9 protein-coding genes, 1 tRNA gene and 1 pseudogene are annotated in these 11,425 nt (G+C 63.0%); 6 read left to right on the top strand and 5 right to left on the bottom strand.

The genetic code is table 11. The features are described from left to right. A pseudogene (locus tag PARACOCCUSGL_RS22030) lies at window positions 1-223 on the top strand (hypothetical protein); the annotation flags it as partial. 95 nt (window positions 224-318) lie between these two features. Continuing rightward, window positions 319-519, top strand: a complete 201-nt coding sequence (locus PARACOCCUSGL_RS0109990) for a hypothetical protein (RefSeq protein WP_138918327.1) — start codon at window positions 319-321, stop codon at window positions 517-519. Between the two features lie 2 nt (window positions 520-521). Here the strand turns inward: PARACOCCUSGL_RS0109990 and PARACOCCUSGL_RS0109985 are convergent. After that, window positions 522-611 (bottom strand) — tRNA-Ser (locus PARACOCCUSGL_RS0109985). A gap of 150 nt (window positions 612-761) precedes the next feature. Between PARACOCCUSGL_RS0109985 and PARACOCCUSGL_RS0109975 the strand changes: the two genes are divergently transcribed. The 3 genes from PARACOCCUSGL_RS0109975 to PARACOCCUSGL_RS0109965 are packed head-to-tail and all read left to right on the top strand — an operon-like array spanning window position 762 to window position 5,302. Beyond that, window positions 762-1,871 carry an NUDIX domain-containing protein gene (locus PARACOCCUSGL_RS0109975; protein WP_010395901.1) on the top strand — a complete coding sequence of 370 codons (1,110 nt, stop codon included), beginning with the start codon at window positions 762-764 and terminating at the stop codon, window positions 1,869-1,871. Window positions 1,872-1,904: 33 nt separating this feature from the next. Further along, the gene (locus PARACOCCUSGL_RS0109970) at window positions 1,905-2,936 is read left to right on the top strand and encodes a cysteine synthase A (protein ID WP_010395899.1); all 1,032 of its coding nucleotides are present in this window, start codon (window positions 1,905-1,907) and stop codon (window positions 2,934-2,936) included. Window positions 2,937-2,944: 8 nt separating this feature from the next. After that, window positions 2,945-5,302, top strand: a complete 2,358-nt coding sequence (locus PARACOCCUSGL_RS0109965) for a DUF3772 domain-containing protein (RefSeq protein WP_010395897.1) — start codon at window positions 2,945-2,947, stop codon at window positions 5,300-5,302. A 14-nt stretch (window positions 5,303-5,316) separates the two neighbouring features. On the opposite strand, the gene PARACOCCUSGL_RS0109960 is transcribed toward PARACOCCUSGL_RS0109965, so the two are convergent. The 4 genes from PARACOCCUSGL_RS0109960 to PARACOCCUSGL_RS0109945 form a co-directional block, all read right to left on the bottom strand. Beyond that, window positions 5,317-6,387 (bottom strand): AI-2E family transporter, encoded by a 1,071-nt coding sequence (locus tag PARACOCCUSGL_RS0109960; RefSeq protein ID WP_010395895.1) that lies wholly within the window; start codon window positions 6,385-6,387, stop codon window positions 5,317-5,319. Window positions 6,388-6,456: 69 nt separating this feature from the next. After that, the gene (gyrA, locus tag PARACOCCUSGL_RS0109955) at window positions 6,457-9,198 is read right to left on the bottom strand and encodes a DNA gyrase subunit A (protein WP_010395892.1); all 2,742 of its coding nucleotides are present in this window, start codon (window positions 9,196-9,198) and stop codon (window positions 6,457-6,459) included. Between the two features lie 92 nt (window positions 9,199-9,290). Beyond that, complete coding sequence (locus PARACOCCUSGL_RS0109950) at window positions 9,291-9,785, bottom strand: disulfide bond formation protein B (protein ID WP_010395888.1); 495 nt, start codon at window positions 9,783-9,785, stop codon at window positions 9,291-9,293. Window positions 9,786-9,837: 52 nt separating this feature from the next. Then, window positions 9,838-10,434 (bottom strand): DedA family protein, encoded by a 597-nt coding sequence (locus PARACOCCUSGL_RS0109945; RefSeq protein ID WP_010395885.1) that lies wholly within the window; start codon window positions 10,432-10,434, stop codon window positions 9,838-9,840. A 134-nt stretch (window positions 10,435-10,568) separates the two neighbouring features. On the opposite strand from PARACOCCUSGL_RS0109945, the gene PARACOCCUSGL_RS0109940 reads away from it, so the two are divergent. Continuing rightward, window positions 10,569-11,420 (top strand): neutral zinc metallopeptidase, encoded by an 852-nt coding sequence (locus PARACOCCUSGL_RS0109940; RefSeq protein WP_010395882.1) that lies wholly within the window; start codon window positions 10,569-10,571, stop codon window positions 11,418-11,420. The last annotated feature ends 5 nt before the right edge of the window (window positions 11,421-11,425 follow it).

Below are 11,425 nucleotides of genomic sequence, written 5' to 3'. Positions count from 1 at the left end.
AGCAGGTGCGGTGCCGCCGCCGCTTACGCTCGATCCCGCCCGTCTGGAGAAGCTGCTTGGCAGCATCCTTGGCCGCGGCGAGGATCAGGCCGAGCGCCGCCGCGAACACATCGCGTCTTTGCAGCGGCAGACCACCGAATCGGAATCGCGCCTCAAGCGGCTCTATGATGCCATCAAGGTGGGCGTTGCGGACTTGGATGATCCCGCTCTCAAGGAGAGATAGCCGATCTCAAGGTCATCCGTGATCAGGCGCGAGTCGATGCCGACCGCGCGCAGGCTATGCTTGAAAGCCCCGGTCACAGCGCCCTTAGCCCTGCAATGATCGAAGGGTTCGCGCGCCGCGCGCGGGAGCGCATTCGCGGCCACGAAGGCGGCTATCGGCGGGATCACCTGCGCGCCCTGACGCAGCGCGTCGAGGTCGCCGACGACGCAATCCGCATCATGGGATCGAAAACGGAGCAGCTGAAGACGCTTATTGCCGATCAAGGGCGGCGATTGGCGTGCCCAGAGGCGGTCTGAAATGGCGGAGAGGGTGGGATTCGAACCCACGGAACCCGTGAAGGCTCAACGGTTTTCGAGACCGCCCCGTTCGACCACTCCGGCACCTCTCCGCGCTTTCGGGTGGTGGCGGCGATTTAGACGGGCAGGGGTTGAAGCGCAAGGGGCTTCGCGCCAAAACCGTGAAAAATTTCGCGGCCCGGCGAAACGATGACAGTCATGCTCTGGTCCGCAGGTGTTTACAAGCGCAAGGAGCAACCGCCATGCCATTGTTGATCGGGCCGCTTGCCCATCCGCTGATGCGCGCTCGTCTTGCTCCGGATGCGGTTGAGGCCCAGCCTTTGCAAGGGACGCTGAGGGGCGGCGGATTTGCGGGGATTACGCTAAACGGCTGGCCCCGGCTTGAGGTTGGCAAGGATAGCTTGCCGCTTTGGAAAAGCCCGTGGACGCCAGAACTGCGCCGCTATGCTCAGATCTTTGGGCTTGTGCCCCAGTTTCATCACGGGCTGGAGCTGTTTGGCCTCGGTGATGCCGCTGATCATGGGCCAGAATGGCAGCCCAGGCTTGCCGCCGCCATGGCTGGCTGGCTGCTTGCTTTGCCGCCAGAACGCCCGGCCGAGGCGATACGCAAGCGTCTGCCGATGATCGCCGCATGGGTTGCCTCGCGTCTGCGCGCGGCGGATGAGACGCCGCCGCTGCCCCATGTCGGTCCCGTTGCCGCTGACCGGGTGCGAATTGATTCGGTCGACGAACCCTATGCTGAGTATTTCTCGATCGAAGCGATCCGTCTGCGCCAGCATCGCAACGATGGCGACTGGACGCCACCGCTGCTGCGGGCGGTCTTTGTTTCCGGCGATGCGACCGTGGTCCTGCCCTGGGACCCGGTGCGCGATCGGGTCATGCTGATCGACCAGTTGCGGGCCGGGCCAGTCGCGCGTGGCGATGCTCAGCCTTGGCTCTATGAGACCGTGGCGGGCCGCGTCGATGCCGCAGAGACGCCCGAACAGGCCGCCCGCCGCGAAGCGGTCGAGGAAACCGGTATTCAGATGTCCCGCCTTATCCCCGCACCACATAATTATCCCAGCCCCGGCGCGATGGCCGAGTATCTGTACCTCTATGTCGGCATTGCTGATCTGCCCGATGACATCGCCGGTCTTGGCGGGCTTGCGAGCGAGGATGAGGATATCCGCTCGCATCTGATCCCCCGGGCGGAACTGACGCGCATGGCATTGGCGGGCGAGATCCGTAACGGGCCCTTGCTGAATCTTGCGCTGTGGCTTGAGCTGCGCCATGACGAGATCCGCCGCGAACTGGGGCTTGACGAGCCCGCAAAGGCCCAGCCGGGGTTGCCGCCGTCGAGGGGCAGCGTATAACCGGGCGGGAACATCCTGCGAAAGGCCAAGCCCATGCGCATCTGCCCTGACCTCGCCTCTGCCATCGGCAACACTCCCCTGATCCGGCTACGCCGCGCCTCGGAAGAGACCGGCTGCGAGATTCTGGGCAAGGCCGAGTTCATGAACCCGGGCCAGTCGGTCAAGGATCGCGCCGCGCTTTACATCATCAAGGACGCGGTCGCCCGGGGTGAGCTGAAACCCGGCGGCACAATTGTCGAGGGTACGGCCGGCAACACCGGTATCGGCCTGGCCCTGGTCGGAGCCTCGATGGGCTTCCGCTCGGTCATCGTCATCCCCGAGACGCAGAGCCAGGAGAAAAAGGACATGCTGCGTCTTGCAGGTGCCGAACTGGTCGAGGTGCCGGCGCAGCCCTACAAGAACCCTAATAACTATGTGCGCTACTCTGGCCGTTTGGCCGAAGAGCTGGCGCGGACCGAACCGAACGGCGCGATCTGGGCCAATCAGTTTGACAATACCGCCAACCGGCAGGCGCATCTGGAAACCACCGGGCCCGAGATTTGGGAGCAGACCGGCGGGCGCGTGGACGGGTTCATCTGTGCGGTCGGCTCGGGTGGGACGCTGGCGGGTGTGGCCATGGCGCTGCAACCCAAAGGGGTCAAGATCGGTCTGGCCGATCCCGAAGGCGCAGCACTTCACAGTTTTTACACCGAGGGCAAGTTCGAATCCCCCGGCTCTTCTATTACCGAGGGGATCGGTCAGGGCCGCATTACCGCGAACCTCGAAGGTTTCACCCCCGATTTCTCGTATCGCATCCCCGATTCCGAGGCTCTGCCGGTGATCTTTGATCTGCTGGAGCATGAGGGGCTGTGCCTTGGCGGCTCGTCCGGCGTGAACGTCGCCGGGGCAATCCGCATGGCCCGCGAAATGGGGCCGGGGCACACGATCGTCACCGTGCTTTGCGACTATGGCACGCGTTACCAGACCAAGCTGTTCAACCCGGACTTCTTGCGCGCCAAGGCGCTGCCGGTGCCAGAGTGGATGGGCCGCAAGCCCGCCAACCTGCCCGAGGTCTATCAGGATTGACCTGCGCAATGTCCCGCCTGACGTCCTTTATTGTCGCGCTGTTTCTGATCCTGTGTTCCCCTGCCTTTGCTCAGCAAGAGCAGGAGGCACCGGATCTTGTTGCCTGGAACAAGCTTGCCGAACAGGCCGAGCAGATCCTTGAATCCGGCTCGGCCAATGATGCGAGGTTGCAGACCATCCGCGACGAGGTGGTCAAGTGGCGGGAAAAGCTCAAGGCGGGGCAGGGTGTTAACGCCACCCGCATCGCCACGCTTAAGGATCAGATCGCAGCCCTGGGCCCAGCCCCGGCCGAGGGTGAGACGGAATCCGAGGAAATCGCCGCTCGCCGCAAGGAACTGAACGAACAGCTTGCGGCGTTGCAGGCGCCGGGCTTGCAAGCGGTCGAGGCCTATGGTCGGGCTGATGGCATCGTCGCGCAGATCGACCAGACATTGCGCGCTCGCCAGAATTTCGCCCTGATCCGCAAGACACCGGCGCCGATCAACCCGGCGAACTGGACCCCTGCGGTTGCCGAAGCTGCCCATGTCGCGACCCAGATCTATGACGAGGCGCATAGCCGTTGGGACAGTACAGGGGGCATGTCGGGCTTTACCCAACGACTGCCGCTGATCGGTGGACTGCTGCTGGTTGCGCTGCTGCTTTTGTCGCAGGGACGGCGCTGGGTCGATTCATTGCCTTCGCGACTGTCGGCGCGGGCGAGCGAGCGGTCTCGCGCGGCGCTGATCTTTGGCGTCTCGCTGGGACAGATCGCCATTCCGCTGATCGGGGTGATTTTGGTGGCCGCCGCGGTGGCCTCAACCGATCTGGTCGATGACTGGGGGATGCCGCTTCTGCGCTCGATCCCGGCGGCGGGGCTGTCGTTCTTTGGTGGCGTCTGGCTGGCGCGGCGGCTGTTCCCAACCGCCGACACCGCTGGTCAGCCCCCCCTGCCAATGAGCGAAGAGCGCCGCGCCAAGGCCCGTGCCCGCGCCACGCTTCTGTCGGCCGCACTTGCGCTGCACCAGCTATTCTCGCGGACGATCCTGCCTCTGTCGGGCTTTAACAGCCAGAATGACACCAACACCGTGCCCCAACGTATCAGCGAGGCTTCGGCCGGGGTCTGGCATTTCCTGCTGGTGCTGTTCGGGGCGTTCTGTCTTTTCCGCCTATGCACCGTGCTGCGTGGCCTGCGGATGAATGAAGCCTCTGCCGCCCCGGATTATCGCATTCGGGTGGTGAACTTCCTGACCATGGTTGGCCGGGTGATCGCGCTGGCAACGCCGGTTCTGGTGGCTCTGGGCTATGTCACTGCCGGGAACGCCATGCTTTGGGCGCTGGTGCGGACGCTGGCGCTGGTCGGGCTGCTGATCATCCTGCAGGACTTCATTGCCGACTTTTACGCCATGGCCAAGGGCGGCGACCAGTCGGCGCGCGATGCGCTGATGCCGGTGCTGTTCGGCTTTGCGCTGATCTTGCTGTCCTTGCCGCTGTTCGCGCTGATCTGGGGCGCGCGCCCAAGCGATCTGGTCGAGGCATGGACCAAGGCCCAGCAGGGCTTTTCCTTTGGTGGCGTGCGCCTGTCGCCAATGGCGATTCTGACATTCCTGATTGTCTTTGCGGTCGGCTATTCGCTGACCGGCTTTGTGCAGGGCGCGTTCCGCAGCTCGATCCTGCCCAAGACGCGGCTGGATGCCGGGGGGCAGAACGCCGTCACCTCAATCATTGGCTATGTCGGGGTGGCGCTGGCGGCGGTTTTTGCTGTCACTTCGGCGGGGATCGACCTGACCTCGCTGGCCTTTGTCGCCGGTGCCCTGTCCGTCGGTATCGGTTTCGGTATGCAGCAGGTGGTGTCAAACTTCGTCTCGGGCATCATCCTGCTGGTCGAGCGCCCGATCGCGGTTGGAGACTGGATCGAAGTTGGCGGCCAGCAGGGTATCGTTCGCCGCATGGCGGTGCGCGCGACGCAGATCGAGACCTTTGACCGCACGCAGGTTATCGTGCCGAACTCGAACCTGATTACCCAGCCGGTGACGAACTGGACGCGTGGCAGCCTGGCCGGACGGATTGTGGTTCCGGTGACGGTCGCCCATGGCTCTGACAGTCGTCAGGTCGCCGAAATTCTGCGCGAAATTGCCGAGGATCAACCGACCGTGCTGGTCAATCCGGCCCCCGCCGTGATGCTGCGCGGTATCACCGCCGACGGCCTGAATTTTGAGCTGCGCGCCATTCTGGCCGATATCAACGGCGGCACAGGCGTCGTGTCGGAAATCAACCATCAGATCCTGCAACGCTTTGCCGAAAACGGCATCGTCCTGCCGGGCAGCACCCGGCCTGCGCGGGACATCTTTGTTCATGAACAGCATGAAGAAGGGGCCGAGCTGTCATAACCCCGCGTGAGGGGTTAGCGGCGCAGGCGGGTTGTCGGCTCTTGCTCGGGCAGGCCCTCTTGCGACAGCATGATCGCTACAGGGCGCAACCATGGGATCTGGGCGCAGACGATCATGATCGCGACCATGATCGGCACGGCAAGGAAGGTACCGGCGATTCCCCAGATCACTCCCCAGAAAGCCAGAGACAGCACGATCCCGAATGACGAAAGCCGCAGCGTCTGTCCCAACAGCATGGGGTCGAAGACATTGCCGATGATGAACTGAACCGCAACCGTCAGGCCGCCGACGGTCAGGGTGGTTGCAGGGTCCCCGGTCTGCGCCAGCACCATGGCAAAGGTGATCACCGTGGCGATGATCGAACCCAGCGTCGGGATGAAGTTCAGGATGAAAGTCAGCATGGCGACCGCGCCGGCGAGTTCGAGCCCTTCGATGCGAAAGATCGCCCAGATCAGCATCGCAGTGACCGCGCTGATTGCCGCCTTGACGACCAGATAGCGGTTCACGCGCCGCATGATCTTGTGAACGGTCTCAAGCACCTGCTGGGCGCGGGTCGGATCTCCGGTCAGGCGCTCGATCTTGATGGGAAACCAGATCCGTTCACTGAACATGAAGCCGACAAAGGTCAGGATCAGGACCGAGCCCGAAATCAGGTTTGATGCCTGCGCCGCAGCTGACCGCAACCAGCCCGCAAAGTCGATATTGCCCATGAAGGTGCCGATCGCCTCTTGCACATTCGGGCCCCATTCCTGGCTTAGCCGTGCCAGTGCAACCTGTGCCCGGTCGGCGTAGGTAATTGAGATCGAGACGACTTCGTTCACCTGCGCCACCACTGCGGTCGCGGCCCAAAGCAGGCCGATGGCAATGGCAATCAGCGCCAGCGTGGTTGCCAGCCAGTTGGGCACCTTCAGCCGGGCAAAGGCAGAGATCGCATCGCTTGTCAGCGAAAAAATGATAATCGCAAGGACAAGGCAGATCAGGATAAAGCGCGCCTGTACCAGCAAAAACAGGATCAGGCCAAAGGCGATCACGCCCAGAAAACCGGTCTGCAGCCGCACGGCCAGATTCGAATCCCGCCTGTTCAATCCGCTGTCCTCACATTGCCGGCGATGGTCCGCGCGGATGCGCGCCGGTCACGGCCCGGGGCTGTCGCCTCAGGCCTCGGCATCATCCTCGCCATTCTCGGCGATACGGGCAACAGAAACCACTTCTTCATCCGAAGCGGTGTTAAACACGCGTACGCCGCCGGCAGAACGTGAACGGAAGCTGATTTGATCGACAGGCACACGGATCGACTGACCGGTCGAGGTTGCCAGCATGATCTGATCGTCCCGTTCGACCGGGAAGCTTGCGACCAGAGGCCCGCCGCGCATCGCTTTGTCCATCGCCATGACGCCCTGACCGCCACGTCCGCGCACAGGATAGTCGTGGGACGAGCTGATCTTGCCCGATCCACGCGAAGTGATGGTCAGGATCAGATCTTCGGCCGCAGACATTTCGGCATAGCGTTCCTGGCTGATCGCGGTTTCGGCGACGTGATCTTCGTCCTCATCGGCCTCGGCGCCATCGTCCAGTGCGCCTTCGACAGCGCGGCGCATCTTCAGATAGGCGGCACGTTCGGCAGGATCGGCCTCGAAATGGCGGATGACCGACATGCTGACCACACGGTCGCCTTCGGCCAGCCGGATGCCGCGGACACCCGTGGAATCGCGGCCTTTGAACACCCGGACATCAGTGGTCGGGAAGCGGATCGCCCGGCCGGCGGCGGTCACCAGCATGACATCGTCATTCTCGGTCGCCATGCGTGCACCGATCAACTCGACCCCCTCGGGCAGGCGCATGGCGATCTTGCCGTTGCGCATGACATTGGCAAAATCGGACAGGGCGTTGCGGCGCACATCACCTTCGGATGTGGCAAAGACCACCTGATAATCTTCCCAATCCTTTTCAGGTGCATCGACCGGCATCAGTGCCGCGATTGATACCCCGGGCTGAATCGGCAGGATGTTGACGATCGCCTTGCCCTTCGAGGTCCGTCCGCCCAGGGGCAGGCGCCAGCACTTCATCCGATAGACCATGCCATCGGTGGTAAAGAACAACAGCTCGGTGTGGGTATTGGCGACAAAGAGCGTGGTAACGACGTCATCTTCTTTTGTGGCCATGCCCGACAGGCCCTTGCCGCCGCGCCGTTGAGCACGGAATTCGGCCAGAGCGGTACGTTTGATATAGCCGCCCGAGGTGATGGTGACGACCATATCCTCGCGCTCGATCAGGTCCTCGTCGTCCAGATCGCCAGCCCAGTCGGTGATCTCGGTCCGGCGCGGTACGGCGAAAAGCTCTCTTACCTCGCGCAGTTCGTCCGAGATGATATCCATGATCCTTTCGCGCGAGGCGAGGATGGCCAGGAAATCCCGGATTGATTCGGCCAGCGATTTCAGCTCATCCGTAACCTCTTGCACGCCAAGCTGGGTCAGGCGCTGCAGGCGCAGTTCCAGAATGGCGCGGGCCTGGGCCTCGGACAGGTTGTAGGTCCCGTCTTCGTTCACCGGATGCAGCGGGTCGTCGATCAGCTTCAGATATTCGACGATTTCCCGGGCGGGCCAGCGGCGGGTCATCAGCCGTTCACGCGCCTCGGCCGCATCGGCCGAACTGCGGATCGTCGCAACCACCTCATCGACATTCGACACGGCCACGGCAAGTCCGCACAGCACATGGGCGCGTTCGCGCGCCTTGCGCAGCTCATAGGCGGTGCGGCGGGCGACGACCTCTTCGCGGAATGCAATGAAGTGGGTCAGGAAATCGCGCAGTGTCAGCTGTTCAGGCCGACCGCCGTTCAGCGCCAGCATGTTGGCGCCAAAGCTTGTCTGCATCGGGGTAAAACGGAACAGCTGGTTCAGCACGACCTCGGCCGTGGCATCGCGCTTTAGCTCAATCACCACGCGGACGCCGACGCGGTCGGATTCGTCCTGCACATGAGCGATGCCCTCGATGCGTTTTTCCTTGGCAAGCTCGGCGATCTTTTCGATCAGCCCCGCCTTGTTGACCTGATAGGGGATCTCATCAAGGATGATCGCCTGACGACCGGCGCGGGTTTCCTCGATCCGGGTCTTGGCGCGCACGATGATGCTGCCGCGGCCTTCAAGATAGGCCTTGCGTGCGCCCGCGCGGCCAAGGATCAGGCCGCCGGTCGGGAAGTCCGGGCCGGGGACGATTTCCAGCAGACGCTCGGTCGGCAGGTCGGGGTTCTCGATCAGCGCCAGCGTTGCATCGACCACTTCGCCCAGGTTGTGGGGCGGGATGTTGGTCGCCATGCCAACGGCGATGCCGCCCGCGCCATTGACCAGCATGTTGGGAAAGCGCGCCGGCAGGACGGTCGGCTCACGGTCCTTGCCGTCATAGTTGTCCTGAAAATCGACTGTATCCTTGTCGATATCCATCAGCAGATAGGCCGAAGGCTTGGCCATCCGCACTTCGGTATAGCGCATGGCTGCCGGGCTGTCGCCGTCCATGCTGCCAAAATTGCCCTGACCGTCCAGCAGCGGCAGCGACATTGAAAACGGCTGAGCCATCCGCACCAAGGCGTCATAGATCGAGGCGTCGCCATGCGGGTGATATTTACCCATCGTATCGCCAACCGGGCGGGCCGATTTGCGATAGGGTTTGTCATGGGTGTTGCCGGTTTCGTGCATCGCAAACAGCACGCGGCGGTGCACGGGCTTGAGCCCGTCGCGCAGATCGGGAATCGCCCGGCTGACGATAACCGACATGGCATAGTCCAGATAGGACGAGCGCATTTCATGCGCGATGTCGATCACCGGACCGTCATGGGCCATCACCGCACGCTCGGGCGAGCCGGCTTCGGGGGTATCGTCGTCGTTTTCAGGGGTGTCGGCCACGGGAAAACCTCAAGATCTTGTTGGTAACGGGTCTATCCCATACCTGCCTTGGGTGCAATCTTGACGCGGCCTTTACTGGGCGATTCCCTGCCTTAAGCGATGCCTTTCACCCGGCTGCGACCCCGGACCGACACCAGCCACAGCGCCGAAAGCAGCGCCGAGCAGATCGCGTTCCAGCCCGCCATCGAGATGCCGAACAAGCTCCAGCTTACTTCGTCGCAGCGCACGACCGGCGCCGCCTCCAGCGCGGTCAGCAGGTCCTGAGTCGAGAGCGTCGCCAGCCCCGCCACGCCGCCCGAGCAATGCTGCGGTCCCAGCCACAGCTTCAGCTCGACCCCGGCGTGATAAATCGCAAAGCCGGTGGCGCAAAGCGCAGCGATCAGCCCCAGCGCGGCCAGCCAGCGTTTCCAGCCCAGCCACCAGATCAGCACGCCGACGATTGCAGCCACAAGATGCGGCCAGCGTTGCAGGATGCAAAGCTCGCAAGGCGCATAGCCGAGCATCTGAAAGGTCAGCGCGGCGGCCAGCAGCGCGGCAGAACCTGCGGCGGCGGTCACGGCGATCTGTTTGCTTGATACTTCGCTCATGCGCTTGGGTTAGGGCCGCCACGCTTGCCCGGCAAGTGCCAATTGCGTGATCTCAATGCGGTTTCCAGGTGATCACGCGATAGAGATAGACCACCACCACGGCGATCACGACCAGTTTGGACAGCGGGTCGATGTAATCGCCGACGAGCACATAGTTTTCATGCAGCATCAGCCCGGCAAAGGTCAGTACTCCGGTCCACAACGCGCTGCCGATCACCGTATAGATCAGGAATTTCCACATCGGCATCCGGGCAAGCCCGGCCGGAACTGAAATAAGTGTGCGGATTGCCGGGATCATGCGGCCGAAAAATACCGTCATCGCGCCGTGACGCTGGAACCAGTCATGCGCCGCATCAATGTCCGAAGGTGACAGCGTCAGCAGCCGCCCATGGCGCGCGGCAAAACGCTTGAGCCGCTCTTCTCCGAACCACAGGCCGATCCAATACCAGATCATGGTACCCAGAACCGAACCAAGCGTGCCGGTCACGATGGTCAGGGTCAGCGACATACGTCCGCTTGCGGCCAGGAAACCGGCCAGCGGCATGATTACCTCGGACGGGATGGGGGGAAAGATATGCTCGGCCACCATCAGCACGAACACGCCAAGATAGCCCCAGCTTTCGATCGTCGAAACCACCCAGTCGAACATGTCCCGCCCCTTGCCGCTGCGGTCCCTGTGCTGCGGGGGCAGGCCGGAACTGTCAACCCCACGTCGGTGTTGTGCATGGCCGGGGTTGCAGTAACCTTGGCGTGAGCAGCGCATCGCGATGGGAGGAATGCTCGATGGAATGGCGGGGCAGACGCGGCAGCAGGAATGTCGAGGACCGGCGCAGCATGGGCCGGGCCGGTACTGCCGGCGGCATGGGTGTGGTCGGCGTGCTGGTAGTGCTTGCCGTGGGCTATTTCTTCGGCATCGACATCTCACCCATCGTCGGAGCGATTGATCAGGGCGGCCAGTCAACCGAGCCGCGTGAACTGACCCAGGAAGAGCAGGAGATCGGCCAGTTCGTTTCGGTCGTGCTTGCCGATACCGAAGAGGTCTGGGCCTCGGTCCTGCCCCGGCAGGCGGGGACTGACTACGTTCAGCCATCGCTTGTGATGTTCTCGGGCGCGGTGCAATCGGCTTGCGGTGGTGCTTCGGCGGCGATGGGACCGTTCTATTGCCCGAACGACCGCAAGGTGTATCTGGACACCGACTTTTTCCGCGTCATGAGCCAGCGCATGCAGGCGGGCGGAGATTTCGCCTATGCCTATGTCATCGCTCATGAGATCGGCCACCATGTCCAGAACCAGCTGGGGATCCTTAGCCAGACCATGCAGGCGCGTCAGCAAAGCGGGCAGGCCCAGGCAAACCGCATTTCGGTGCTGACCGAGTTGCAGGCCGACTGTTTCGCCGGTGTCTGGGCCCATCACGCCAGCCAGCAATTCAACAGCATTGATGACGGCGATATTGCCGAGGCGATCAACGCTGCCGCTGCGGTGGGCGATGATACGCTGATGGAAAAGGCCGGACGCGCGCCGGTGCCGGACGCCTTTACCCATGGTTCGGCCGAACAGCGCCAGACCTGGTTCAAGCGCGGCTTTGCCTCGGGGCAGATGGCGCAATGCGACACCTTTGCTGCGGCAGGGCTGTAAGCTGG

Source organism: Paracoccus sp. TRP (assembly GCF_000185925.1).
Taxonomy (GTDB): domain Bacteria; phylum Pseudomonadota; class Alphaproteobacteria; order Rhodobacterales; family Rhodobacteraceae; genus Paracoccus; species Paracoccus kondratievae.
Note: the sequence above shows the minus strand (reverse complement) of the source record. Positions and strands in the feature narration are given on the sequence as shown.